The sequence below is a fragment of the Halomonas sp. KHS3 genome, assembly GCF_000830495.1.
Taxonomy (GTDB): domain Bacteria; phylum Pseudomonadota; class Gammaproteobacteria; order Pseudomonadales; family Halomonadaceae; genus Vreelandella; species Vreelandella titanicae.
In genome coordinates this window covers 239,381-264,639 of the sequence record NZ_JWHY01000005.1, presented here as the reverse complement: position 1 = coordinate 264,639, position 25,259 = coordinate 239,381, and the positions used below count along the sequence as shown (strand labels likewise).

At 57.0% G+C, this 25,259-nt stretch carries 21 protein-coding genes and 1 riboswitch; of the genes, 13 read left to right on the top strand and 8 right to left on the bottom strand.

Annotation, left to right across the window (positions count from 1 at the left end; translation table 11 throughout):
• Positions 1-29: 29 nt before the first annotated feature.
• The 6 genes from RO22_RS14430 (at position 30) to hemB (ending at position 5,983) form a co-directional block, all read left to right on the top strand.
• Positions 30-1,850, top strand: a complete 1,821-nt coding sequence (locus RO22_RS14430) for a TonB-dependent receptor domain-containing protein (RefSeq protein WP_041158605.1) — start codon at positions 30-32, stop codon at positions 1,848-1,850.
• Positions 1,831-2,754: a cobalamin-binding protein gene (locus tag RO22_RS14425; protein WP_152618911.1), complete on the top strand. Its 924-nt coding sequence runs from the start codon at positions 1,831-1,833 to the stop codon at positions 2,752-2,754. Before RO22_RS14430 ends, RO22_RS14425 begins: the two co-directional genes overlap by 20 nt.
• Entirely contained in the window at positions 2,754-3,740 is a 987-nt protein-coding gene (locus RO22_RS14420; RefSeq protein ID WP_041158603.1) for a FecCD family ABC transporter permease, read from the top strand. Before RO22_RS14425 ends, RO22_RS14420 begins: the two co-directional genes overlap by 1 nt.
• Positions 3,740-4,510 carry an ABC transporter ATP-binding protein gene (locus tag RO22_RS14415; protein ID WP_041158602.1) on the top strand — a complete coding sequence of 257 codons (771 nt, stop codon included), beginning with the start codon at positions 3,740-3,742 and terminating at the stop codon, positions 4,508-4,510. The genes RO22_RS14420 and RO22_RS14415 overlap by 1 nt, the downstream gene beginning before the upstream one ends.
• Before the next feature lie 319 nt (positions 4,511-4,829).
• Positions 4,830-4,991, top strand: coding sequence for a hypothetical protein (locus RO22_RS24890; RefSeq protein WP_174788148.1), 162 nt, complete (start codon positions 4,830-4,832; stop codon positions 4,989-4,991).
• The gene (gene hemB, locus RO22_RS14410) at positions 4,988-5,983 is read left to right on the top strand and encodes a porphobilinogen synthase (RefSeq protein WP_041158601.1); all 996 of its coding nucleotides are present in this window, start codon (positions 4,988-4,990) and stop codon (positions 5,981-5,983) included. Before RO22_RS24890 ends, hemB begins: the two co-directional genes overlap by 4 nt.
• 93 nt (positions 5,984-6,076) lie before the next feature.
• On the opposite strand, the gene RO22_RS24205 is transcribed toward hemB, so the two are convergent.
• Together RO22_RS24205 and RO22_RS14405 are read right to left on the bottom strand one after the other, a co-directional pair.
• Positions 6,077-6,901 carry an AraC family transcriptional regulator gene (locus tag RO22_RS24205; RefSeq protein ID WP_081742539.1) on the bottom strand — a complete coding sequence of 275 codons (825 nt, stop codon included), beginning with the start codon at positions 6,899-6,901 and terminating at the stop codon, positions 6,077-6,079.
• Between the two features lie 158 nt (positions 6,902-7,059).
• Positions 7,060-7,950, bottom strand: coding sequence for an NAD-dependent epimerase/dehydratase family protein (locus RO22_RS14405; protein WP_041158600.1), 891 nt, complete (start codon positions 7,948-7,950; stop codon positions 7,060-7,062).
• A 168-nt stretch (positions 7,951-8,118) separates the two neighbouring features.
• Between RO22_RS14405 and RO22_RS14400 the strand changes: the two genes are divergently transcribed.
• Entirely contained in the window at positions 8,119-8,730 is a 612-nt protein-coding gene (locus RO22_RS14400; protein ID WP_041158599.1) for a Yip1 family protein, read from the top strand.
• A gap of 79 nt (positions 8,731-8,809) precedes the next feature.
• On the opposite strand, the gene RO22_RS14395 is transcribed toward RO22_RS14400, so the two are convergent.
• The 6 genes from RO22_RS14395 to RO22_RS24195 form a co-directional block, all read right to left on the bottom strand.
• A complete protein-coding gene (locus tag RO22_RS14395; protein WP_041158598.1) occupies positions 8,810-9,574 on the bottom strand; it encodes an ABC transporter ATP-binding protein in 765 nt (254 codons plus the stop codon).
• On the bottom strand, positions 9,574-10,638 hold the full coding sequence (locus tag RO22_RS14390) for a FecCD family ABC transporter permease (RefSeq protein ID WP_041158597.1): 1,065 nt from the start codon (positions 10,636-10,638) through the stop codon (positions 9,574-9,576). Before RO22_RS14390 ends, RO22_RS14395 begins: the two co-directional genes overlap by 1 nt.
• Complete coding sequence (locus RO22_RS14385; RefSeq protein WP_041158596.1) at positions 10,635-11,651, bottom strand: ABC transporter substrate-binding protein; 1,017 nt, start codon at positions 11,649-11,651, stop codon at positions 10,635-10,637. The genes RO22_RS14390 and RO22_RS14385 overlap by 4 nt, the downstream gene beginning before the upstream one ends.
• Before the next feature lie 63 nt (positions 11,652-11,714).
• Positions 11,715-11,906: riboswitch (cobalamin riboswitch) on the bottom strand.
• A gap of 241 nt (positions 11,907-12,147) precedes the next feature.
• A complete protein-coding gene (locus tag RO22_RS14380; RefSeq protein ID WP_235270514.1) occupies positions 12,148-12,603 on the bottom strand; it encodes a DUF2931 family protein in 456 nt (151 codons plus the stop codon).
• A gap of 143 nt (positions 12,604-12,746) precedes the next feature.
• Positions 12,747-13,343, bottom strand: coding sequence for a DUF2931 family protein (locus RO22_RS24200; RefSeq protein ID WP_084625361.1), 597 nt, complete (start codon positions 13,341-13,343; stop codon positions 12,747-12,749).
• Complete coding sequence (locus tag RO22_RS24195; RefSeq protein WP_235270513.1) at positions 13,333-15,090, bottom strand: type VI secretion system PAAR protein; 1,758 nt, start codon at positions 15,088-15,090, stop codon at positions 13,333-13,335. Before RO22_RS24195 ends, RO22_RS24200 begins: the two co-directional genes overlap by 11 nt.
• 327 nt (positions 15,091-15,417) lie before the next feature.
• Between RO22_RS24195 and RO22_RS14365 the strand changes: the two genes are divergently transcribed.
• The 6 genes from RO22_RS14365 to RO22_RS14340 are packed head-to-tail and all read left to right on the top strand — an operon-like array spanning position 15,418 to position 25,229.
• Positions 15,418-17,175: an AAA family ATPase gene (locus RO22_RS14365; protein WP_041158594.1), complete on the top strand. Its 1,758-nt coding sequence runs from the start codon at positions 15,418-15,420 to the stop codon at positions 17,173-17,175.
• Positions 17,172-17,765: a cob(I)yrinic acid a,c-diamide adenosyltransferase gene (cobO, locus tag RO22_RS14360; RefSeq protein ID WP_041158593.1), complete on the top strand. Its 594-nt coding sequence runs from the start codon at positions 17,172-17,174 to the stop codon at positions 17,763-17,765. The genes RO22_RS14365 and cobO overlap by 4 nt, the downstream gene beginning before the upstream one ends.
• Positions 17,765-19,135: a cobyrinate a,c-diamide synthase gene (locus RO22_RS14355; RefSeq protein ID WP_041158592.1), complete on the top strand. Its 1,371-nt coding sequence runs from the start codon at positions 17,765-17,767 to the stop codon at positions 19,133-19,135. The genes cobO and RO22_RS14355 overlap by 1 nt, the downstream gene beginning before the upstream one ends.
• Positions 19,122-20,228, top strand: a complete 1,107-nt coding sequence (gene cobW / locus RO22_RS14350; protein ID WP_041158591.1) for a cobalamin biosynthesis protein CobW — start codon at positions 19,122-19,124, stop codon at positions 20,226-20,228. Before RO22_RS14355 ends, cobW begins: the two co-directional genes overlap by 14 nt.
• On the top strand, positions 20,228-24,085 hold the full coding sequence (gene cobN / locus RO22_RS14345) for a cobaltochelatase subunit CobN (protein WP_041158590.1): 3,858 nt from the start codon (positions 20,228-20,230) through the stop codon (positions 24,083-24,085). Before cobW ends, cobN begins: the two co-directional genes overlap by 1 nt.
• On the top strand, positions 24,063-25,229 hold the full coding sequence (locus RO22_RS14340) for a cobalamin biosynthesis protein CobG (protein WP_041158589.1): 1,167 nt from the start codon (positions 24,063-24,065) through the stop codon (positions 25,227-25,229). Before cobN ends, RO22_RS14340 begins: the two co-directional genes overlap by 23 nt.
• Positions 25,230-25,259: the final 30 nt, after the last annotated feature.

Genomic DNA, 25,259 nt, shown 5'->3' with positions numbered 1-25,259 from the left:
GGGTGAGCACAACGAGCAAGGGGTCTCACATGAACCATCGTTACCACACCACCGCCAAACGGGCGGCGTTTAGTATGGCTGCTTTACCACTAGCCTTTCACATCCAAGCCGAAGCCCAATACGCCGAAACAACGACCGATTTGGCCACGCTTGATCCTGTCGTCGTTACCGCTGCGTTAGCGCCCCGCACCGCCAATGAAAGCCTCTCTTCCGTTAGCGTGCTGGATGAAGCTACTTTTCGCCGCCAAGACCCCACCAGCCTGACCGATCTTCTGCGCGGCCAGCCGGGCGTTGATGTCACGAGTAACGGCAGCTTTGGTAAAAGTAGCAGCGTTTATCTACGGGGTGCGCCCAGCGATGCCTCTGTGCTAATGATCGATGGTATCCGGCTACGATCCGCCACGGCGGGCGGTGCTGCATTTCAGTACTTGGATCCGCGTATGTTTGATCGTGCGGAAATCGTGCGCGGCCCCCGCGGTAGTCTTTACGGAGCGGATGCCGTCGGCGGCGTGATACAGCTTTTTACCCCTGATGGTGACGAAGAGGGGCCGCAACCGAGAATTTCAGTCGGCGGTGGTTCATTCAATACCCAGAGGTTAAGCGCAGGCGTTTCAGGGCGCGAGGGGGGCACGCGTTACAGCTTTGCCGCTAGCCATTTCAATACCGATGGCCAGCCCATTCGTCGGGGTGGTGAGGACAAAGGCTACGACAATACCTCAGCGCTAGCCCGCGTTGCGCATACCTTTGAGAGTGGCGCTGAAGTTGGCGTGCTGGCACTGCGCGCTCGCGGTAACAACGAATATGACGGTGGGGAGAATGACTTCGTCCAGCAGGTAGCAGGCGTCTACGCTGAGTTGCCGGTAACTGATACGTGGCAGAGCCGACTGACCCTTAGCGAAGCCCGCGATGAGTTGGACACAATCGATAATTTCGGCGCCTCCATCATCGATACCCGCACGCAAACCGCACGTTGGCAGAACAACATTCAGTTTGGTGCCCATGAGTTGATCGCTGGCGCTGAAATCAGCGAAGACCGCGTTTCAAGCACCAACGATTTTGACGTTACCAGCCGTGATAACAAAGCAGTGTTTACCCAAGGGTTACTTGACTTTTCGCCGTTCGCCATTCAAGCAAGCCTGCGTTATGACGATAACGAAGCCTATGGTGATGAAGTCACCGGCAGCTTGGCGCTGGGCTACGATCTGGATAGCTACCACACGCTGCGTGCCAGTGTAGGCACTGCGTTTAAAGCACCGAGCTTCAATGACCTTTATTGGCCGGATTCGGGTAACCCTGATCTCAATCCGGAAACCTCTGAAACCGTCGAGGTGGGCGTTCGCGGCCAATACAGCCAGTGGTTCTGGGACTTGGCCGCCTTTCAAAACGACTACGACGACATGATTGCCTGGGCGCCAACGTCGAGTGGCTTATGGGCGCCGCAAAACGTTAACAGCGCGCGTATACGCGGGGCTGAGCTGTCAAGCGGCGTAGAGGTCAACGACTGGACACTCCAAGCTGCCTTCACCTACCTGGATCCGGAAGACCGGGCAACCGGCAATCGATTAGCCCGCCGGGCCACTCAAAGTGTGCGATTGGATGCAGATCGGGAACTTGGCGATTGGTCGTTGGGCGGATCACTTGTAGCGCAGAGTTACCGTTACGATAACACCACCAATACCCAGCGTTTAGGAGGCTATGGGCTGGTTAACCTGCGCGCTGGCTGGCAGTTTGCGCCACTCTGGAGCGCTCGTGTTACGCTAGAAAATGCCTTTGATAAAGAGTATTCAACCACCCGTGATTACATCAACGCTGGCCGAGCAGGGTTCTTGAGTGTTCACTTTGGCCAATAGAAAAAGTGGTTTTGCGCGCGGAGCCCTGGGCCTCGCGCTGCTATTGATGGTGTCTGTTGCACCGGCACACGAGCACTCGCGCTGCGCAGTCGATGATCGTGACCGTGAGGTCTGTCTGTATAATGCTGCTCAGCGCATTGCTACGCTCTCGCCTGGCGCAACCGAGCTGACTTATGCGGCAGGCGCAGGAGATCAAGTGGTCGCCGTCGTCTCGTATAGTGACTATCCCCCGGAAGCCAAGCAAGTGGCGTCAGTGGGCAGCCATACCCGAATTGATTTAGAAAAGCTGGTGGGGCTTGCACCCGATATAGTGATTGGTTGGGTGACGGGTAACCCCGCCGAACAGCTTGAAACCCTTGAAGCCCTGGGCATGCCAGTGTTCTATATCGAGCCCCGCGATGTAGAAGGCGTGGCCAGCGCCATTGAGCGCTTGGCAAGGTTGGCAGGTACAGAAACAGCGGGACAAGCAGTGGCCGACAATTTCCGCAATACCATGAACGCCCTTGAAGAGCACTATCGAGACCGGGAGCCGGTACCCACGTTTTACCAAGTGTGGGATGTGCCGCTAATGAGCGTTAACGATCAGCACCTGATCGGCCAAGTGGTTAAGATCTGTGGCGGTGAGAATGTGTTTGGCGAACAGGCACGCCTGGTACCCCGTATCGATGATGAAGCCGTGCTGGCAGCTAATCCTGAAGCGATTGTTGCCGGTGGCATGGGGGAAGAGAACCGCCACTGGCTGACCCACTGGGAGCAGTATCCCAACTTGGCGGCGGTTGCGGAAGATAATCTCTTTTTTGTGCCGCCCTCACTGATTCAGCGGCCCACGCCGCGACTGATGGAGGGCACCCAGCTCCTCTGTGAGAAGCTCGATATCGCCCGCCAAAAACGTGAGCGCAGTTAATGCTCGCACGCTTGGGCCTGCCGCTGAGCCTGCTATTACTAGCGGCCTTGGCTTCGCTGATCCTCGCCATGGGTGTCGGCAGTGCGCAACTCTCTCCTGCGCAAATTTGGCAGGTGTTGATGGGTGACAATGTGCAAGGCCAGGGCGATGCCTTGGCGCGTACCATGGTGATCGAGCTGCGCTTGCCCAGAGCGCTAAGTGCCTTTGCGGTGGGTGGCTTGCTGGCGGTAGCCGGTACGTTGATGCAGGTGTTGCTGCGTAACCCCCTGGCAGACCCTTACGTGCTTGGCCTTTCCGGTGGCGCCTCGATTGGCGCACTGGCAGCCATGCTGGGCGGGCTAGGCGGCCTGGCGATTTCGGGCTCGGCCTTTGGCGGCGCGCTGTTTTCGACGTTGTTAGTGTTTGGTTTGGCCCACGGCAGCGGCGGCTGGACGCCTTCGCGGTTGCTGCTCACCGGTGTGGTGGTCGCGGCGGGGTGGGGCGCGGTGATTACCTTGATGCTGGCGATGAGCCCCGCCGAACGCCTGCCGGGTATGCTCTATTGGCTGATGGGCGATCTCTCCTACGCGCGTACCCCTTGGCCGCCGCTGCTATTGTTATTGGTTACCTGCGTGGTACTGATTCCGCTTGGGCGTAGCCTGAATGTTCTGGCCCGAGGCCCTCAGCAGGCTGCCGCGCTGGGCGTTGCGGTTAGGCCGCTGGAGTGGTGTATCTATATTGCCGCCAGTCTGCTGACTGCTGCTGCCGTTACTACCGCAGGCAGCATTGGTTTTGTCGGTCTAGTGGTACCTCATATGCTGCGTTTACTGCTAGGCAATGATCAACGGCTGATACTGCCCGCCTGCGCACTGGCGGGTGGCACGCTGTTGGTGCTGGCCGATACCCTGGCGCGCACCATGATCGCCCCGGAACAGTTGCCCGTAGGAGTAATCACCGCGCTATTAGGTGTGCCTACCTTCCTGTTTCTGCTCTACCGGAGCCGCTGATGAGCGTACTGGCTACCCGTAATCTCATCATCGATGTGCCTGGCCGCGAAGGCGGTACGCAGCTTAATATAACCATCGAACCAGGGCAGGTGTGGGGTGTGTTAGGGCCTAACGGTGCGGGAAAAACGACGCTATTACACACCTTAGCTGGGCTGCAAGCGCCACGTTCAGGCAGTGTTCAGCTCAACGATTTAGCGCTTGGCCAACTGCGCCGCCGCCATGTTGCTCAGTGCTTGGGGTTAGTGTTTCAAGATCGCCAGGATGGGTTTCCAGCAACCGTGTTGGAAACCGCGCTGATTGGCCGTCACCCTTATCTATCGCCTTGGCAGATGGAGGGGGCTGAAGACTACGCCCGCGCGGAAGCCGCCCTTGAGCGCCTGGATGTTGCGCACCTACGTGACCGTCTGGTAAGCACTCTTTCCGGTGGCGAGCGCCAGCGGGTGGCGATTGCCACGGTGCTGACGCAAGCGCCCAATGTGTGGCTAGCGGATGAACCCACCAACCATCTGGATCTTCATCACCAGAGTGCCGTGATGGCGCTAATGGCAGAACAGGCCATTCAGGGGCAGGCGGTCATCATGTGTTTACACGACCTAAACCTTGCTGCCCGCTGGTGCGACCATGTGCTGTTGCTTTATCCCAATGGTGAGGCGTGCTGGGGCCCGCGGGATAGCATGCTGGAGCCCAGTGCGCTGGAAGACCTCTACCGCCAAAAGCTAGCGGTAGTAGAGGTGGATGGTGCACCGGTGTTTGTGCCGATAAAGGGGTGATACAAGCTTAATCTAGCCGTAATCTCGATTAGGATCCGTCATTCAAGTTTATTCTTAGATACATAGAAACCAAGCGTCATATTAGCCGGAATAATGGTAATGATTCCATCACTTTCTCGGTCATGCTGCATCACTGTAAGGCTTTTTACTTATTGCGTGGAGTGAAAAAGTTGAAAAGAATCATTAATTATTAGCTAATTTATTTACACATATTTTTCCTTTTCTAAACAATTTATGTCTCAAATGGAAAAGTCATTCGTCGAACCTGCGGAGGATAATGTGAACTATGTTATCAACCTGTATAAAGAAGGCGTCACGAATGGAAAAAATCATCATCACCGCTGCAGTAAATAGTGGAACAACTTTACGTCGAAAAAATCCAAACATTTCTTACACGCCTGAAGAAGTTGTGCTTGATGTTTCAAATCTCGATGAAGCCAGGAAGGCCATGGGTCTTGATTTTGAGAGGGCGGTTGTATGAGTGTAGTTCATCGTCCCCGTCGGTTGCGTCAAAATAATGAATTTCGTCAACTCGTTAAAGAAAACGTTTTAACTTTGAGTGATTTGGTACAACCTATATTTATCGAGGAGGGTATAATTGAGCGTGCTCCAATAAAGGAACTGCCAGGTATTTATCGAATACCTGAAGCATTACTTTTTGAAGAGATAGAGTCACTCTATGGGGTAGGTATTCGTTGCGTCATGCCATTTGGTATATCTCATAATAAAGATAGTCTTGGCAGTGATACCCTTTCCGATAATGGATTGCTGGCACGCATGATCCGTATCATTAAAGAATGTAGATCCGATATGCTGGTTATTCCAGATATTTGTTTCTGTGAATACACCACACATGGTCATTGTGGAGTAGTTGTAGAAGGAAAAGTTGACAACGACAAAACTGTTGAAAATTTAGTTAAGCAGTCCCTTGTTGCTGCTCAAGCAGGTGCTGACATGTTAGCGCCATCATCTATGATGGATGGACAGGTGGGGGCAATACGGCATGCACTGGATAAATCTGGTTATTCTGAGGTTGCCATACTGTCCCATGCAGTAAAGTTTTCATCCGCTTTTTATGGCCCTTTTCGCTCCGCAGTTGACTGTAAGCTTGAAGGTGATCGTCTAGGTTATCAAGCGGATAATGCAAATGGCCGTCAGGCTATGATTGAAGCCCGTCTAGATGAGGAACAAGGGGCTGACATTCTGATGGTGAAACCTGGTATGCCATATTTAGACGTTGTTAGCCAACTTCGAAATCGCACTGACCTTCCTTTAGCTATTTACCAAGTAGCAGGTGAATATGCCGCTATCAAATTTGGTTCGCTAGCTGGTGCTTTAGATGAAAAAGAAACCGTCATGGAGGTCATGACAGGTTTCAAACGTGCAGGTGCTGACATCATAGTTAGTTACTATGCACACCAAATAGCTCAGTGGCTAAGTGAAAGAAACGTGGACGCGATTATCAGAAAGTAATAGTGTTCAGTCAGCGGTTTTAACGAAAGCTTCATATATTCCTCTACCTGTTATTTCAATAAGTAGAGGAATAATATCAATCTCATTCGAACTTTATTCTTCCATACACGACAATTTTATTTGAGAACGGGACAGGTCGTTCAAATACTCTCGTGGAGATTTTCCCGTTACACGCTTGAACATAACAGTAAAAGCACCTTGAGAAGCATATCCTAGCTCTTCAGCAACTTGACTAACACGTTCTCCAGTGCTTAAACCCGAAATTGCACTGACGATGCGTACCTGCTCCCTCCATTGAATGAAAGAAATACCTGTCTCGCTGCGAAATAGCCGGGTTAACGTCCGAGTGGTTGCTCCGACTTCATTGGCCCAATCTGCCAATGAACGTACATCCCCAGGATTTTCCATTAACGTATCGCATATTTTTTTTAAACGCTTATCTCTACCCATAGGAAGCTTTAATCCACACTCGAATGCATGCTTCGTTTCTTCCAATGCTAGTCTCAGTAAACGTTCTTCAAAACTGTCAGGATGGTAAGTTATCGGGAAATAAGAGGCTCTGATCAGCAGTTCCCGCAAAAGGGGAGTGATACCAATACCTACTGGGTGATTAGGTAAGCTTAAGGTGAATGATTCGACATTTACATATAATGTCCGTAAAGAAACCGATGTGCTGGCAGTCATTTCATGCTCTACGTAAGGGGGCATCCATACGCCACGAAAGGGAGGTAACAACCAATACTCATCGCAAGTTCTCAGTCTCATAGTACCTGCGCTGGCATATATCAATTGTCCACGCTGATGTTGGTGCGGAAGAATATGATGGCCCGCAGGGTATTCTTTGGACATTGATACCACTGGGTTTTTTGCATTTTCCCATTGACCAAGGTGCGCATTTGGTGAGTGGTCAGTATTCATTCATTCGGGGCTCAACATTTGAAAAGAAATAGATGGTAATACCTCTGTGATCGCACCAACTTCAATTAGTTTTTATATAGAGTCTGTTGATGTTTCCGCGTGAGCCACGATGAAGTGTTCACAGAACCTGACATGACCACTTATTTCTCAGGTTGGCTTCACTGCTCCAGCTCTTCCCGCCAGGAGTGGCGTGGTTCAAAGCCGACCAGACGACGGGCCTTTTCGATGCAGTAGAAGGTTTCGAATTCGCCCATTTCGCGCTTGATGGGTACGCCGGAGTAGAAGCGCTCTATCACTTGTGCGTTGGTCAGGCCCACTGACAGTTCGTTATTGGCGACGTTAAATACCTGGTAGCCAAGGCCATCCGTTTTCAGGCAGCAATCGACCATCTGGCCCAGGTCGCGAGCGTCGATGTAGGCGAATATATTGCGGCGGCGCAGGGCGGGATCATCCATGTAAGCTGGGAAATCCTGACGGTACTCGTGGGGCTCGATAACGTTGTTGATGCGCAGGCCGTAAATGTCGATGCCCGAGCGCGCCTGGAAGGAGCGTGCCGTTACTTCGTTAACTACCTTACTCATGGCGTAGCTATCTTGAGGCACGGTGGGGTGCTCTTCATCGACGGGCAAGTAGTCGGGTTTTTGCTCGCCATCAGCGAAGCAGACACCGTAGGTGGTCTCGCTAGAGGCGAAGATAACCTTAGGAATGCCCAGCTTGGTGGCGGCATCAAGAATGTTGTAGGTACTTAGGGTATTGATGCGGTAGGTCTCGTTGTCCGGCCGATGCAGAATGGCTGGTATGGCCGCGAAGTGGACTATCGCATCGTAACGCGGCACGCCGGTGCCGGGTTCCAGCTCATCGAACCCAGCGTAGGCTTGGCAAGCATTAAACACTTGCCCAGCATCGGTCAGATCGGTTTTCAGGGTAGTAATACCGGGCACATCAGACGCCACCCAGTCCAAATTGGTGACGCGGTGGCCTTGATCGCGCAGGTAGGCAGTTGCATGACGGCCCGCTTTGCCACTGCCGCCGGTGAACAGAATACGCATATGAACTCCACCAATGAATAGAATGAGCTGCTCCACCTTAGCAAAGAAAAATCCTCACCTCCGAAAATGATTTTGTGTTCTACACTAAAAATGATTCGGAACCTTGTTGATCCGATCGATCATCGTCTGATCCTAACAATAGCGTGTCCACAAAAACGGGAGGTCGTTATGGTCAATCATGTTTGGGGGCTTCTCCATCATCCTGAACGGGAGTGGTATAAGATCAGTGAGGAGCATGAGTCTGTCAGTCATCTCTATGCTCACCATGTTCTGTTGCTCGCTGCCGTTCCTGTTGTCTGTGCCCTGATAGGCACCACCCAGGTGGGCTGGACTTACGGTGGCCCTGAAACCTATAAAGTCTCTCTTGCCAACGGTATTGCCTTAGGCGTGGCTTTTTATGCGCTGATGCTAGTGGCAGTAGGTATTGTGGGCAGTATGATCCATTGGATGGCCCGCCGTATTGAGAATCGACCTAGCCGCCGCGACTGTATTATCTTCGCAGGTTATATTGCGACCCCGATGTTCCTCAGCGGCGTTTTTGCGCTATATCCGGTTTTCTGGTTGTGTGTGCTAGGGATGGTGATCGGTCTGCTCTATAGCACCTATCTGCTCTACAAGGGAACGCCCAGCTTTCTGGGAATCAGTCATAAGCAGGGGTTTATTCTGTCGACCACGACGCTGGGTATCGGTGTTTTGGTGCTGGAGGCGCTGCTTGTCGTCGTTGTACTTCTGTGGAGTATGGGCACAGATCACAGTGTGGTTTGGCATTTTTTTCGGTGAATGGGCACTGTAGCGCCGGGGGGCACGAAAGTTTGCGCTGTCGGTAACCGGGCATTTTTCCTAGCAGACTAGGAGCTAGCTAAATCGCACTGTGAAAACGCATGACTTGCTTGCCATCGATAGGATCATCGATCACATGGGCATATACCCCAAAGGTCTGTTGTAGCCTATTAGGCGTGAGTATGTCTTGGGGGAGGCCGCTATCGATCAGGCGGCCGCCATCCATGACGCCGATGCGGTCACACTCCATGGCTTGGTTAAGATCATGCAGTGAGATAACCACCGTGATCGGTAGTTGCCTGACCAATTCAAGAATCGAAAGCTGGTGGCGAATATCCAGATGATTGGTGGGTTCATCCAATAGCAGAATTTTAGGCTGTTGTGACAGCGCTCGGGCAATATGCACTCGCTGGCGCTCACCGCCAGAGAGGGTATGCCAAAGGCGATCGGCCATGTGCACCATATCCACATCTGCCAGCGCCTGCGCCACGATGGCATCATCTTCCGTTGACCAGGGACGCAACGCGGAAAGGAAAGGTGTACGACCCAGTGATACCACTTGGTGCACGGTAATGCGGTCGGTAGTGTCCGCCTGCTGTTCCACCAAGGCAACGGATTGTGCGATCGCCCGTTGCTTGAGCGTGTGCAGGGGCTGGCTATCCATCAACACCCGTCCTGCCTTGGGTTTGTTCAATCCCGCCAACAGACGCAGCAGGGAGGTTTTCCCCGAGCCGTTCGGCCCCACCAGTCCAAAGGTCTGGCCGGGCTCGACGGTAAGATTGACGTCAGCAAGCAGTGGCGTGCCGTGTACTGACCACGCAAGCTGTTCAGCCGTTAATCGCATTAAGACCTCTTGCCGCGAACCAGAATCAGCGCAAAAGCGGGCGCGCCGATCAGTGAGGTAATCACCCCGATGGGGAGTACTTGGCCGGATATCAGCACCCGGGAAAGAATATCCGAGCCGATCAAGAACACGGCGCCTGCCAGAGCGGTTGCTGGTACCAGTCGGGTATGGCGGCTCCCCACGATAAAACGCATCGCGTGAGGGATCACCAGACCCACAAACCCAATCGCTCCCACGATAGACACCATCACGGCCGTGACCAGTGCCATGGCGATAATCAGCATGCCACGCACCGGGCGCACCGCGATGCCCATGGAGGCGGCGCTGTCGGCGCCGAAGGTAAATGCATCCAGGGAGCGCCGGTGCCACAGGCAAACCAGCAGCCCGAACAGCGCAGCAGGCACCGCCAAGGATACATCGGCCCAGCGTACCCCGGATAGATTGCCCATCAGCCAAAACATGATACCCCGGGCCTGCTCGGCGCTTGCTGACTTGGTAATGATAAAAGCGGTCAGCGCATTGAACAGCTGCGAGCCTGCAATACCCGCCAAAATAATCGCCCCCGCGGCTTGAACGCCGCGGCCGCCACCCACACCGCTGTTGGCTGCATGGGCGAGCATCACCACGATACCAAAGGAGAGCAGGGCGCCAATAAAGGCGCCTAGGGAGAGCGAAAGTGCTCCTGCGCCCAGTCCGGCGACAGCCACTGCCACCGCCCCGGTAGAAGCCCCAGCGGAAATACCCATCAAGTAGGGGTCAGCCAAGGGGTTACGCAGCAGCGCCTGTAGCACGACCCCGGCCAGGGCCAAGCTGGTGCCGCAACAGGCGGCAACCATGGCGCGGCTGAGACGATAGTTCCAAATAATGCCCGCGTCGATTCGGTCAACCGGGTAATCCGTTCCTATCAGCTGGTTGGCGAGCACTTTGACAATGGTATCCACGGGAATCGGCGTCTCGCCGATGGCGGTGCCCGCGACCAGTGCCGTCACAAGCACGAGCGGCGTTATCCATAGCCAGCGCAACCCGAAGTGTGCGGAGGAAACCCTCGTTAGCGCTATGCTCATTCGTTAAACGACATATTGGATAGTGCCTCGGCAAGTGATTCAAGGCCGTAAATAGTGCGCATAGTGGCGCTCATGGCGTGGGCGTCCATCTCGACGATACGGTTATTTTTAACCGCGTTCATCTCGCGGGTGACCGGGTCGCTATGTAAAAACTCACGTTTTGCTTCAATGTCATCGGCAGGAAAGCGGCGGCGATCCATACTGGCGATAACAAGCACATCGGGGTCGGCTCTGGCGATGCTTTCCCAGCCCACCGTGGGCCACTCTTCGTCAGACTCGATGACATTACGAATGCCGAGTTTTTCCATCATATACCCTGGTGCCCCCAGCTGCCCCGCCACGAAAGGGCTAACCCCCAGTTCTGTCGATGAAAACCAGAATGCCGCCGACAAGTCTTCCGGTAAATCAAGGCTGCTCGCCAAGTCGATAGCGCGCTGTTCGCGGGCGGTAAGGTCGGCTATCAGCGCCTCGCCAGCGTCTTGAACATCGTAGATCTCGGCTAACTCGGTGATCCCTTTATAGATGGAATCGGTCGAGAAGGCGGCGGTGCGGGTGCCATCGCCGCCGGTAGAGTTATCCTTGGTGTCGCAATCGGCGGGCATAATATAGGTATTAATACCCAGCTCATGAAACTGCTCACGGGTGGCGACACTGCCGGTGGGGCCCACGTGCCACTCATACTGCACCGCCACCAGATCAGGCCGTTTATTGACCACGGCCTCGAAGCTCGGGTCGTCGTTGGCGATCCGCTCGATCGCTTCATTGGCATCAGCAAACTGGGGAAGAACCGGATTAAACCAAACCGAAGTGCCATTCACTCGATCAGCGAGCCCCAGCGAATAGAGAATCTCCGTAGCTGACTGGCCAACCGTCACCGTTCGCTCCGGGGGGGACGTCACACTGAAGTCAACGCCGCAATTGGTTAGCGTAAGGGGGTAGTCGGTGGAGGCGTAAGCCGCCTGTGCAAGGCCAACAGCGCTCGCGGCGATGGCCGTGGTCAATCTCAACATCATGTACACTCCCGTGCATGATGAGCTCCGCATTCGGGCAGAAAATACTGACCGAGCCACTTCGCTCGATGTAAGTAATATATCGGCAGTTCTCCTGACTGACGGGTCATGGCTAGCTCGCCTTCCCAGACTCTGTGTCCAGTGGCATCAAAGAGCATCGCTCGCCGCCTACAGTTGCGGGGGCAGTTCCGGTTCGCGGCAAGCCGCGGCGGATTCTCTATTAAGTTCCGTGGGAACACCGACACTGGCCATTCTAGGTTGCAGGTGGATAGCGAACAACAGAAAGCCTAAGGATCTTATGAGTTCTTGTTTAAAATGATATGTTATAACATTGTATTATGTAGGAGCGTAAAAATCCAACTGTATCCTTAGCGTAAGTGATATATGCCCTCGCAAAGTTAATAGCTTGCAACAAATTGGCCTCGCCGCCACCCCTTCCTCGGTTAAGAAATATGCATGAACTGGATGAGGCACCTTCGCGAGGATTGCTTAGTCGCCATTACTCACCAGGACTGGGAAAGAGCCCCTCGTTAACAAATTGCTCGGTTTGGCTTCGGTATCGGCTAGGGTCTCCTTCCACCACGGACGCTTGCGCATTTTCAACGATGGGTGTACTGAAATCCTCACTGCGATCATAGCCACAATCCATGCATCTGGCTCGCCACCAAACAAGGGCTTCACCTTTTCCGGAAAAGCCCACAATTAAGTAGTGTCCGTATTTGGGTTCGGGGTACTTCTGGTACCAGTCATCAACACGGTCACTAAAGTCTTCTGGAAGCGAAAGATCGATCTGGTAAAAGGCTTGGATTCTATGTGAAAACCAGCGAGCCTGCACCGAATCGGGAACTGCCTTTGGCAACGACAATACCACCAGTGCGCCCCCCGGTGGATTGTGGTCAAAGCCGCCTCTAAGAATGCCTGCCGGAGCACCCCAGCTATTGTCAAATGTGAGCATTTCTACTCTGGCTGGCCACCCAGTTGGGCCACCTGCCACTGAAATAACAAAATTATATTCACGGGGTTCGCTGGAGCACGCGGTGGCCAGGGTTAGGCACAGAGCCACTAGCAAGGCTCGAAGCATTGAAGTTTTAGCTGTCATTACTCATTAGGTCTAGGAAAGAGCCCTTCGTTAATAAATTGTTCAGTTTGGCTTCGGTATCGACTTGGGTCGCCTTCCACTACGTTCGCTTGCGTATTTTCAACGATGGGAGTGCTAAAATCCTCGCTGCGATCATAGCCACAATCCATGCATCTTGCCCGCCACCAAACAAGGGCTTCACCTTTTCCGGAAAATCCAACAATGAAGTAGTGGCGATATTTGGGTTCAGGGTATTTTTGGTACCATTCATTAACACGGTTACTAAAATCGTCCGGTAGAGAAAGATCAATTTGGTGAAAAGTCTTGGTTCTGTAAGAATACCAGCGGGCTTGTACCGAGTTGGGAGCTGGCTTTGGCGATAATATTACCATTGCTCCCCCTGGTGGGTTGTGGTCGAACCCTCCTCTAAGGATGCCTCCCGGAGCACTCCAGTTATTGTCAAATGTGAGTTCTTCAACTCTGACTGGCCAACCTGTGGGGCCGCCTGCCACTGAAATGCCAAAATTATATTCATGTGGTTCTCCAGAACACGCGGTGGTCAGGGTTAGGCACAGAGCCACTAGCAAGGCTCGAAGCATCGACGTTTTAGTCGCCATGACTCACCTTACTCCTTGGCTGTGCTGCACGTTGGGAATTGCTAAGGAAAAAACGCCGTACCCGATTCGGCTCTGGCCTATGGGCAATGTCACCGATGCGGTAAGAGGTATGAATATAGTCATAAAGATAATCACGTGCATTCGCTAGGTCGCCACCCGAGGTTTGCCACTGATTAAGGGCATCTTGCAACTGGGCAGGTATGGGATAATCGTTCATTAAGTCCAAAGATACGCCTGCACTTATCGCTTGGTCGTACATTTTATGTAAAGCGAAGTAAGACAGCTCCTTGCGGGTAGGGCGTCGCTCCTCTGCGATCACATCGCTTCCTTCAATTCGGGGTTGAATGTTTCGTGAGTCTGTGGCGTTAAGTTCCGCAATCTTCTGCTGAGCAGACCGGATGGTTCGGGAGTTATGGCCGTGCCCCCTATACCTTCTTACCTCAAACCGTTCATAGTTCTGAAAGTCCACTTCAGGGTTCTCATAGCCCCCGCCCACATCGGAATGAACCCCCGGCAATGCCTCTTCTATAAAGTTACCGGGTAGGCCGTTAGCCCCTCTAATTCTTGACAGTGGAAAGTTTGTGCGGATTTCATGAAAGGCCGTTAGATGAACAACCTGCTCGGCGCTATGGGCACCCAAATGCAGGTTAAAATCAAGGTTCTGCTCGTTACCAGGAAGGTAAAAACTGCCCACCGTATCAAATAGGCCGACAAAACCGATGCTAGCGTTAACGCCTTGAGGAAAAGCTGTCACTTCCCTGAACTCGATTCTCGGTTGCGGCCACCAGGTAAGCTGCGGCATGGCAATAGTCGCAGGCCAGGAATTGACCAGATTAACGAAGTGCCTAGCCAGTGCCGCACCGCGGCTAAATCCAAATACATCAATAATCACCTCAGACGCTGAGGTATCTTCTACAATAGTCCGTACATCTGCCAGAGCCATCTCGATTCTTGCATGCCCTCCTGTGGCCCCTAAACCTAATGCTAGCCCCCAGCTATCTTCCGGCGCAACAAATCCGTCATCGGTGTCTTCACCATCCACTGTGCCGGGGCCTTCAACATATATCCTTTGCTCGGATCCTCCAGCACCTAAATCACGGTATAGGTCGTACAATCGAGCCACATTGGTAATATCCCGATCCGTTAGCCGTAGGTCGTTCTGCATATGGTTGCCCGTGCCATCGAAAAACACCCCAAGCCGAAGGGTTCTGGGCGAGTTTTCCTCCTCATTTGTCGCTTGGGCTTGCGATGAGTCACCTGCGTTGGTCAGTCCTCTCTGGCCATTGTGCAGTGCGCTTGTACCCGGCTGCCGGGCAGTGCGGGAAAGCGCCGATTGGTTGAGACGAGTATTATGGTTGGCTGATTGGTGAGCGCTAGCGCTGCTGGAATTAGCGTGCAATGCCGTCGCAGACCCAATCCCACCCCCTTGCATGGTACGAGAGGGCGTCGCTATCTGGTCATCGCCGATGATGACACTGCCACTGCCTATAGTGACGCCACCACAGTCGACTGAACCGCCGGTAAGGGCGGCGGGCCTGCCGTTGATAAGTACGGTGGTTGAACCACTGGAGATAGTGCGCGGGTGAGGAGGGTGGTTAGGCTTGGCGTGGGGCTCCAGAGGGTCACCCACCCGTCCTACGGGTTTGCTGTCCACAAATACATCCGGCGAGCCAGCGGTGACCGGTGTAGGTGGGAATTTCTCATGTTCAGTCCCTATATCTCCGACTATTACAATTTTCTTACCCACTCCCCATCTCCCTTCTTTCCCTTTGCGAATGCATATCATCATTACTGGTGGTTAATTAGCATTAGCTTAAGGGGGCTCGGCATAATATGAAAGTGTGAAGGTAATTATTATGAGGATTTTTTAACCAGTACTCCCTATGGTCGAGGAACAGATTGGCTTCGTCGCCGTGCCTTCCTCTATACTGCATGCCTTTATGTCATCACCTCTTTATGAATATTTTTATCACTACTCACTTGGTTATTATGAATCAAACTCAAGTCCGTAGGTCATCACAGTGTTCAGCAAAGGTCGGCCGGTGGGCAGGCTTGCCTAGCCCGGGAGGTGCTGGTGAGTGAGTTTCCCTTTGTGGGCGTTGTTGGTCAGGAACCACTGAAAACCGCCTTGCTGCTGAACGCTATTAACCCGCGCATTGGCGGTGTGTTGATCAGCGGCCCCCGGGGTAGCGCGAAATCCACCCTGGCGCGGGCGCTGGCCGCCGTTTTGCCCAAGGATAACAACGGCAGAAAGCCACCGTTTGTCACCTTGCCCCTCGGTGCCAGCGAAGACCGCCTGGTGGGCAGCCTGGATCTGAACAAGGTGTTGGCCGAGCGCGAAGCCACGTTTCACGACGGCTTGCTCGCCAAGGCCCACGGCGGGGTGCTGTACGTAGACGAGGTCAATCTGCTGCCGGATATGCTGGTGGATCTGCTGCTGGACGTGGCCGCCAGCGGCGTTAATGTGGTCGAGCGCGATGGCATTAGCCACTCCCACCCGGCGCGCTTTAGCCTTATCGGCACCATGAACCCGGACGAAGGCGAGCTGCGCCCTCAGTTGCTTGACCGCTTTGGCCTCTGCCTTGAACAGGCTGGAACCATAAGCATCGACGAGCGCATTGCCATTGTGCAGCAACGGGAAGCCTTTGACCGCGACCCCACTGGCACGCTCGAACGCGTTGAGGATGCCCAGGCCGCTCTGGCCGGGCGCATTGCTAAAGCGCAGCGCTTGCTCAAAGAGATCACCACCGACACCTGGGTGTATCGAACGATTGCCAACTGCTGTGAAGCCGCGGGCGTTGAAGGCCTGCGGGCAGACGTTACCTGGCACCGCGCCGCCCAGGCCCATGCTGCCTGGCGTGGTGTGGCTAGCGTGGAGCAGCAGGATATCGACACCGTTGAACCCTGGGTGTTGGCTCATCGGCGTACCCGACCGCCTGAGCAGAGCCCGCCATCATCTCCACCTAATGGAACACCTTCGAAAGACGAGAGCGGTTCGTCGTCGGGCAATAACGCATCGACCGCTGGCTCATCCCCACAGAGCGCTGAACAGGGCCAGTGGGGCGCAATGCCTCCCATAGCCCAGGAAGCGATTATCCAGCCAGCGGTGAAATTGCCCGATAGCGAAGATCTTTTTAAGCTGGCCAACCGCACCGATACCACCGCTAGCGCGGGAAAAGGGGGGGCGTCGGGCTGGGGGCGTTCTCAAGTGGCAACTTCACGGCTGGACGGGTTCGCAACGCTGATCGCCAATCGCGGCCAGTGGCCCTGGCAGCAGCTAAAGATGCGCAAGACCCGCGCTGGGCAGGCGACGGCACACCTGGTACTTCTGGATACGTCGGGTTCCACCCTGGGTCAGCGCCTGCTGGGCCAGGCAAAGGGGCTGGTCGAGTCGCTAGTCAGCCAAGCCTACGCAGCGCGGGAGCAGGTGGCGGTGCTGGGGTTTGGCAACGGCGGTGTCGTGCCGATACTCTCCCGCCGCAGGGCGCCCAAAAACGCGCGGAGCACTCTGGATAGTGCCAAAGGCGGTGGCGGTACCCCGCTGCGGGAAGCGATTATTGAAGCCAAGCGGCTGATCCGCCAGTGGCAGCGCCGCGAGCCCGGCTTGAAAGTGCGCACCTATCTGATTACCGATGGCCGCACCCGGGAAGCCGTTGACGATCTCGCCCCGCTGGAGGACTGTCTGCTGATCGATACCGAACAGTCGAAAGTCAAACGCGGGCAGGGCGCGCGCATCGCCCAGCAGCTGGGTGCGCGTTACTGGCCGGCCTCGTTTGACAAACCCTCTATGGCGCCTTCTTTTTCTGCACATCAACCTGGGAATTCCTCATGAGCGACGCAAGCCACCTCAATCGCATGCAGCGCAAGAAAGACGTGGTCGACGAGCGCATCAGCAAGGCGACGGAAGAACGCGGCGTGCTGATTCTGCTGAAAGGCAACGGCAAGGGTAAAAGCAGCTCCGCTTTCGGCACCATGGCGCGCTCACTGGGACACGGCCAGCAGTGCGCGGTGATCCAGTTCATCAAAGGCCGCCGCGAAACCGGCGAGTACCTGTTCTTTCGCGATCATCCCAAGCTCGACTGGCACATCATGGGCCACGGCTTTACCTGGGAAACCCAGAACCGCGAGCGGGATATCGAAGCCGCCGAGGCCGCTTGGGCCGTCGCCAAAGGGCTGCTGGAGAACCCCGCCTATCATATGATCGTGCTGGACGAGATGAGCTATATGTTCAAGTACGGCTATCTCGACCCCGAGCCGGTAGTGGAAGCGCTTAAGCGCCGCCCGGCGCACCAGAACGTCATCATTACCGGGCGCACCATGGCCACGCCGCTGCAGGAAATCGCCGATACCATCAGCATCGTTCAGGATGAGCGCCACGCCTTTCGCGGCGGCGTCAAAGCCCAGGCAGGGATCGAATACTGATGACGACGCCAACCGCTCGCTGCCCCGCGCTGTTTATCGCTGCCCCGGCCTCAGGCCAGGGCAAAACCACCGTCACGGCGGGCCTGGCGCGCCTGCTGCGCAACCAGGGCAAGGTGGTGCGGGTGTTCAAGACCGGCCCGGACTACCTGGATCCGCAGATACTCGCCCAGGCCTCCGGTCAGCCGGTGGATCAGTTGGATCTATGGATGGCAGGCGAAGCCTACTGCCGCCAGCGCTTTTATGACGCCGCCTGCGAAGTGGACTTGATCCTGGTGGAAGGCGCCATGGGGCTGTTCGACGGCGAGCCCTCCAGCGCTGATTTAGCGGCCTTGTTTGATATTCCCATGGTGATCGTCATGGATGTAAAAGGCATGGCCCAGACCGCCGCCGCATTGGTCTCGGGGTTGGTCGGCTTTCGCGACGACATCCATATCGCCGGGCTTATCGCCAATGCCTGCGGCTCGGCCCGCCACCGCGAGCTGATCGAAGGGGCGCTGCCAGCGACAATCCCTCTGCTGGCCGCTATGCCCCGCGACCCCGCGCTGTCACTCCCCGAACGCCACCTGGGCCTCGTGCAGGCGGCGGAGATTCGCGAGGATCTGGAAGCCCGTTTTGAAGCCGGTGCTAAAGCGCTGGAAGCGGCTGGGCTGCTTGAATCACTTGCAGCGCTTTCGCCGGTAACCTTTACCGCACCACAAGAACAGCTTGCGGCCGTTAAGCCGTTGCTCAAAGGCCATACCATTGGCGTGGCCCGGGACGCCGCTTTCAGCTTTGTCTATCAGGCCAACCTTGACCTGCTGGAGCAGATGGGCGCGACGCTGCGCTTCTTTTCGCCGCTGACGGATAGCCGCCTGCCCGAATGCGACGCCCTGTGGCTGCCGGGGGGCTACCCGGAGCTTCACGCTCAAACGCTGGCGGATAACGGCGCCATGCGTTCGGCTATTGAGGCTTTCTACCGCGCCGACAAGCCCATTCTGGCCGAGTGTGGCGGGCTGCTGTATTGCCTGGAAACCCTGACCGACTACGACGATATTACTCATACCATGCTGGGCCTGCTGCCCGGGCAGGGGGCCATGCGCGGGCGCCGCGGCTGCCAGGGGATGCAAACCGCCGAGCTGCCGGAAGGCCCGGTTCGCGGCCATGCGCACCACCGCTCCATGGCGGAAGGCACCCTCGAGCCGATTGGCCACGGCCGCCGCCAGCGGCACCCCGCGCCGGGGGAGGCGATTTACCGTCAAAAGCGCCTGACGGCGACCTATTTGCATCTGTTTTTCCCCAATAATCCTGACGCTGTGGCAAGGCTCTTTTCTGCCAGCCCGGCGTACTGCGAACCGCAACACAGCGAGGCATTTACCCATGCAATTGAATAAGATTCCTGCCACGGTCGTGACCGGTTTTCTCGGCAGCGGCAAAACCACGCTGCTGGCCAATATTCTGCGTCAGGTGACCGGCAAGCGGATCGCCGTGATCGTCAATGAGTTCGGCGAGCAGGATATCGACTCCAGCCTGCTGCGCAGCTGTGCGCTGGGGTGTGAAGAGGGTAGCGAAGGCGGGCAACTAGACGGTGAAGACGGCAGCATCTATGAACTGGCCAACGGCTGTATCTGCTGCACCGTGGAAGAAGAGTTTCTGCCGGTCATGAAAAAGCTGGTCGCCCGCCGCGACGATATCGACCACATCCTGATCGAAACCAGCGGCCTGGCGCTGCCCAAGCCGCTGGTGCAGGCGTTCAACTGGCCCGACGTCCGCCAGCACTGCACCGTGGATGCGATTATTACCGTGATCGACGGCCCCGCTGTGGCCGCCGGACGCTATGCCAGCGACGTGGACAAGGTGGCCGCCCAGCGCCTCGCCGACGAGAGCCTGGATCACGACCCCAGCCTGCGCGAGCTGCTTGATGACCAACTCAGCGCGGCGGATCTGGTGCTGGTCAGCAAGGCCGACCTGCTCAGCCCGGAAGAGCGCACAAAGGTGGAAGCGGTGATTCAGGCGCGTGTGACGGCGTCGGTGAAAACCCTGTTTATCGATCAGACCCTGACCACCGACACCACCCAGCTGGAAGCGCTGATGGGCATCGGCGCGGCCAGCGAAACAAGTATCGACCTGATCACCAATCACCACGACAAGCACCATGCCGAAGGCGCGCACCACGACCACGCCCACGATAACTTTGATTCCTGCGTGATCACTCTGGGCGAAGTCGATGGCGATATCCTGGCCGACAAGCTGCAGCAGCTGCTGAAAAGCCACGAAATCTACCGCGCCAAAGGCTTTGCAGCGATTCCCGGCAAGCCCATGCGCCGGGTCATTCAGGCGGTGGGCGAGCGCCTGGAAGGCTACTTCGACCGGCTGTGGGCTCAGGACGAACTCCGCCAAACCCAATTAGTGATTATTGGCAAACACCTGGATAGCGCAGCGCTGCGTGAAGCGCTAGTGGAAGCAGAGGTTCAAACGGCTACCTAATGCACTTATTTGCCGCCAAGCCCGGAGGCTTTGTCGATGATGAAGGCATCATCGACCTGCAACAGAGCCCCGCCGAGGTCGTGATACTCTCCGCCGCCGATAGCAATCTGTCGGCGCTGGCCCAGGCGGTGGATCGTCTGGGCGAGGCGTACCCCTCGGTGCGGCTGGCCAACTGGATGAATCTGGTAAAACCGGCCGCCTATGACCTCTACGAAGATCGGGTGCTGGAAAAGGCTCAGTTGGTCATCGTCTCACTGCTGGGTGGCAAGGCCTACTGGCAGTATGGCCACGAGCGTCTGCTTGCCTGGGCGGCGGCCAAGCCCGAGCGCCAGCTGATTCTGGTGCCGGGCTGCGATGCCCCGGATGACGCCCTACTGGAAGACTCCACCATCGCCTTCGATGACGCGTACCGAGTGTGGCGCTACCTTCGTGAGGGCGGCACCGATAACGCCGAGCAGCTGCTGCGCTTTGTCGCCAGCGAGTGTATGGACAGCCAGTTTATAGATAGCCAACTGGGCGACTGGCAGGAGCCCAAAGTCATTCCGCCAGCGGTGATTTATGCGTCGCAGGAGCAGCAGGCGTCCAGCCTCAGCGAGTGGCGCGATCGCCAGGTGCCAGGGCGGCCAGTGTGCCTGCTGCTGTTTTATCGCAGCCATTTGCAGGGGGCGAACACCGCCGTACCCGACGGATTGCTGGCAGCACTTAAAGACCAGGGGCTGGAGCCGTTGGCGGTGGCCGTGGCGTCCCTGAAAGAGGGGCCGTGCATTGATTTTATCAATCACCTGATTGAGCAGACCGGCGCCATGCTGGTGATCAATACCACCAGCTTTGCGGTCAATCGCAACGCCGACGGATTAGATGCCCTGGGTGAGGAATTACCCGACAACCTGTTTGTCGGTCGACCCGTGGTGCTCCAGGCGATTCTTGCCAGCAGCACCAGTGAAGACTGGCAGGGCATGGCCGCCGGGCTGCATAGCCGCGATGTGGCGATGCAGGTGGTGCTCCCCGAGATGGATGGCCGCATCATCACCCGGGCGGTGGGCTTTAAAGCCGAAGCCCACTACAACCCGCGCTGCCAGTTGGCGGTGACCCACCACGTGATCCACCCGGAACGAGCCGCCTTTGTGGCCGAGCTGGCACGGCGGATTTGTTCGCTGCGGCTGACCCCCAACGGGCAGAAGCGTGTCGCGCTGATCATGGCCAACTACCCCAATCGCGATGGCCGTATTGGTAACGGGGTCGGGCTGGATACCCCCGCGTCGACGCTGCAGATTTTAAGCGCCCTGAAGGAGGCGGGTTATCCGTTAAGCGAGCTGCCGGAAAATGGCGATGAATTGATCCGCCAGCTTCAGGGCGCGGTGACCAACGATCACGGCAGCCTCGACCAGCGCGCCTGCTGGCAGAGCATCAGCGTTGAGGACTACCTGGCCTGGTTTCAAACCTTGCCCAGCGAGCTGCAGGAAACCGTATGGACGCGCTGGGGCGCACCTCATGAAGACCCCAAGTGCCGCCAGGGGCGCTTGATGATCGCGGGTATTCGTTTGGGTGAGACCTTCGTGGGTATCCAGCCGGAGCGAGACTTTATCGACGACCTCACCCAGTCCTACCACGATATGGAGTTGGCGCCGCCGCACAGCTACCTGGCGTTTTACTTCTGGCTGCGCGAGCACTACCAGGTCGATGCGGTCATCCACGTCGGCAAGCACGGCAACCTGGAGTGGCTGCCGGGCAAAAGTATCGCCTTGAGCGCCGACTGCTGGCCGGATATTGCCCTGGGCCCACTGCCGCACTTTTATCCGTTTATCGTCAATGACCCCGGCGAGGGTGCCCAGGCCAAGCGGCGCAGTCAGGCGGTGATTATCGACCACCTGATGCCGCCGCTGGCGCGGGCCGAGCTCTACGGCGCCATGGCCGAGCTTGAAGCGCTCACCGACGAATATTATCAAGCGCTGGATATGGATCCCCGCCGGGAAGCGCTGATTCGCAGCCAGATTCTTGCTCACCTGCGTGATACCGGTATCGACCAGGAACTGGCGCATGTGGTAGACGGTTTTGACAACAGTGCTGATGACGCCGAGATTCTCAACGAGCTGGATACCTTCCTGTGCGACATCAAGGAATCGCAGATCCGTCATGGACTGCACATACTCGGCACGCTGCCGCCGGAAGAGAAGCGGGCGGGCACTTTGGTGGCGCTGTTGCGACTACCCCGGGGCGAAGCGGTGGCAAGCCGCGGCCTGCTGCACAACCTGGCCAGCGATTTAGGCTTGAATTTTGATCCGTTAGCCGCGGGCAACGAGCCCTGGCAGGGGCCTGAACCGACCATTTTAAGCCAACAGCTCAATACCCCCTGGCGCACCGGGGCGGATGCCCGCGAGCGGCTGGAGCTGCTGGCCGAACGCTGGGTAGCCGACTACGTATTGGCAGACGGCTGCCTGGATGACCTGGCCCAGGATTACCCCGATACGGCAGCGCAGCTGCGCTACGCCCGGGACCAGCTATGGGTCACCATGCAGCGCGGGGTGAAGATGGAGATTCAGTCGCTGCTCGACGGCCTTGAGGGCATCTTCGTGCCCGCCGGGCCCAGCGGCGCCCCCAGCCGGGGGCGGCTGGATACGCTGCCCACCGGGCGCAACTTTTTCAGCGTGGATAACCGCTCGATTCCATCGCCCGCCGCCTGGACGCTGGGCGAAAAATCCGCCCAGGCGTTTGTCGAGCGCTACCTACAGGATCACGGCGACTACCCGAGGCGGCTGGGGCTGTCCATCTGGGGCACCGCCACCATGCGTACCGGCGGCGATGACATCGCCCAGGCCTTCGCGCTGATGGGCGTGCGGCCCATCTGGTCGCTGGGTTCCCAGCGGGTGAGCGACTTTGAAGTGATCCCCTCGATGCTGCTCAATCGCCCACGGGTCGACGTTACGCTGCGGGTGTCCGGGTTCTTCCGCGACGCCTTCCCCAACGTGATTCGGCTGTTTGACGCCGCGGTGCAGGCGGTGGCGCGCTATGAAGAGCCGGGCAACAGCAACACCATCCGCGAGGCGGTGCTTTCCCGCCAGCAAGCACTGGAAGAGCAGGGGCTAAGCCCCGAGATGGCCGCCCAGGAGGCGAGCTACCGTATCTTTGGCAGCAAGCCCGGCGAATACGGCGCGGGCCTCAACCGGCTGGTTGAAAACCGCTCTTGGGACAGCGCCGACGATTTAGCCGAAGCCTATCTTGGAGCAGGGGCTTACGCCTACGGCCAGTTTAAGGCCTCCGGCACCGCCGCGCGGGCGGCGTTCGAGCAGCAGCTCCAGGGCCTAGATGCGGTGATGCAAAACCAGGATAACCGTGAGCACGATATTCTCGATTCCAACAGCTACTACGCCTTTCAGGGCGGCATGGCCAACGCCACTCGCTCGCTGAGTGGCAAGGCACCGGAGATTTACCACGCCGACCACGCCAACCCGGCAATGCCCAAGATCCGCACTCTGAAAGAAGAATTGGCCAAGGTGATTCGCTCCCGCGTGCTGAACCCCAAATGGATCAACGCCATGCGCGAGCACGGCTACAAAGGCGCCTTTGAGATGGCCGCCACGGTGGACTACCTGTTTGCTTATGACGCCACCACTGATCTGATTGCCGACTACCAGTACGCCCAGGTGAGCGATGCCCTGGTGCTCGACGCCGCCAATCAGCAGTTCCTGCGCGAGCACAACCCGGCCGCCCTGGAAGAGATGGCCGAGCGCTTACTCGAAGCGGCCCAGCGGGGCATGTGGCAAGCCCCCGGCGAGCATGGCGAGTCGCTTCAGGATCTGCTGCTGGAAATGGACGAAGCCAAAGAGACCAGTGGTCATGTCGCCCAGCCCGCGCATTAAAGGCTGGTGCCCCGGCGCGTGGCGACCCATGGCCACCGGCGATGGCCTGCTGGTGCGTGTGCGCCCGCCGCTGGGTCAGCTTTCCCGCGAGCAGACGCTGGCACTGTGCGACGCCGCCGAGACCTTCGGCAGCGGTTTGATCGAGCTCACCAGCCGGGCCAACCTGCAGCTGCGTGGGGTGACCGACGAAAGCTGGCCGCTACTGATGGCGTTTCTGGTCGAGCATCAGTTGGTCAGCGACGACCCGGACGCAGAACGCCAGCCACAGCTGATGCTGGCGCCCGCATGGCAAGTGGGCGATGACACCCATACCATTGCCAGTCTGTTGCAGGCGCGGGGTAGCGAATTAGCCACCATGCCCGGCAAGGTGGGCATCGCCATCGATGCGGGAAACGCGCCGGTGCTTGGCGACAGCGCCGCTGATTTTCGAATCGAGCGCTCAACGGAAGGCGGCCTGATGGTGCGCCCCGATGGCTACGCGCAAGGCACGGCGGTGAACAATACCGAGGCCGCCGTCGAGCAACTGATACGCCTGACCCACTGGTTCGTAAATACCGGCGGCTGGGAGTCAGGCCGTATGCGGCGGCACACAGCACCGCTGCCAGATTGGGCGCCGGCTGATACAGCCCCCGCCTCCCATGGCGAGAAGCTGGCGCTGGGCGAAAATCGCGAGGGCATGGTGGTTGGCCTGCCTTTTGGTCGGGTGGCGGCTGATACGCTGCGCGAGGCGGTCTTTCCGGCAAGTGGCTCGCAAGCAAGTATCAGTGCTGTGCAGGTCACGCCCTGGCGGCGCCTGTTATTGAAGGATTGCGATACACTACCCGCGGTTGATGGCTTGATCCGTCATAATAGCGACCCGCGGCTATCTATGGATGCCTGCCCCGGCGCGCCCTTTTGCGAACAGGCGAGTGTCGCCACCCAGCCGCTTGCCGAGAAGCTAAGCGGCTGGGTGGAAGGAACGGTTCATATATCCGGCTGCTCTAAAGGCTGCGCCCGTCGCGCCCCAGCCGATGTGTGCTTGGTCGGGCAAGCAGGTCGATTTAATGTTGTTGTTAACGGCGGTGCCGATAGCACGCCGATTAAGACAGGCCTCACCGAGAGTGAGGCGTTGGATGTTATAAAGAAGCTCAGCGAAAGCCGTTAGGTTTATCGATATTAAAAAAATAGTGGCTTA

Excerpts from the sequence above, each read along its gene's own strand:
- RO22_RS24890 (WP_174788148.1), top strand. The coding sequence starts at position 4,830 with ATGGAAAAAATCATCATCACCGCTGCAGTAAATAGTGGAACAACTTTA.
- RO22_RS14385 (WP_041158596.1), bottom strand. The coding sequence starts at position 11,651 with ATGATGTTGAGATTGACCACGGCCATCGCCGCGAGCGCTGTTGGCCTT.
- RO22_RS14415 (WP_041158602.1), top strand. The coding sequence starts at position 3,740 with ATGAGCGTACTGGCTACCCGTAATCTCATCATCGATGTGCCTGGCCGC.
- RO22_RS14420 (WP_041158603.1), top strand. The coding sequence starts at position 2,754 with ATGCTCGCACGCTTGGGCCTGCCGCTGAGCCTGCTATTACTAGCGGCC.
- RO22_RS14380 (WP_235270514.1), bottom strand. The coding sequence starts at position 12,603 with ATGCTCACATTTGACAATAGCTGGGGTGCTCCGGCAGGCATTCTTAGA.
- RO22_RS14405 (WP_041158600.1), bottom strand. The coding sequence starts at position 7,950 with ATGCGTATTCTGTTCACCGGCGGCAGTGGCAAAGCGGGCCGTCATGCA.
- RO22_RS14400 (WP_041158599.1), top strand. The coding sequence starts at position 8,119 with ATGGTCAATCATGTTTGGGGGCTTCTCCATCATCCTGAACGGGAGTGG.
- RO22_RS14340 (WP_041158589.1), top strand. The coding sequence starts at position 24,063 with ATGTCGCCCAGCCCGCGCATTAAAGGCTGGTGCCCCGGCGCGTGGCGA.
- cobW (WP_041158591.1), top strand. The coding sequence starts at position 19,122 with ATGCAATTGAATAAGATTCCTGCCACGGTCGTGACCGGTTTTCTCGGC.
- RO22_RS24205 (WP_081742539.1), bottom strand. The coding sequence starts at position 6,901 with ATGAATACTGACCACTCACCAAATGCGCACCTTGGTCAATGGGAAAAT.
- hemB (WP_041158601.1), top strand. The coding sequence starts at position 4,988 with ATGAGTGTAGTTCATCGTCCCCGTCGGTTGCGTCAAAATAATGAATTT.
- cobO (WP_041158593.1), top strand. The coding sequence starts at position 17,172 with ATGAGCGACGCAAGCCACCTCAATCGCATGCAGCGCAAGAAAGACGTG.
- RO22_RS14355 (WP_041158592.1), top strand. The coding sequence starts at position 17,765 with ATGACGACGCCAACCGCTCGCTGCCCCGCGCTGTTTATCGCTGCCCCG.
- RO22_RS24200 (WP_084625361.1), bottom strand. The coding sequence starts at position 13,343 with ATGGCGACTAAAACGTCGATGCTTCGAGCCTTGCTAGTGGCTCTGTGC.
- RO22_RS14390 (WP_041158597.1), bottom strand. The coding sequence starts at position 10,638 with ATGAGCATAGCGCTAACGAGGGTTTCCTCCGCACACTTCGGGTTGCGC.
- RO22_RS14430 (WP_041158605.1), top strand. The coding sequence starts at position 30 with ATGAACCATCGTTACCACACCACCGCCAAACGGGCGGCGTTTAGTATG.
- cobN (WP_041158590.1), top strand. The coding sequence starts at position 20,228 with ATGCACTTATTTGCCGCCAAGCCCGGAGGCTTTGTCGATGATGAAGGC.
- RO22_RS14395 (WP_041158598.1), bottom strand. The coding sequence starts at position 9,574 with ATGCGATTAACGGCTGAACAGCTTGCGTGGTCAGTACACGGCACGCCA.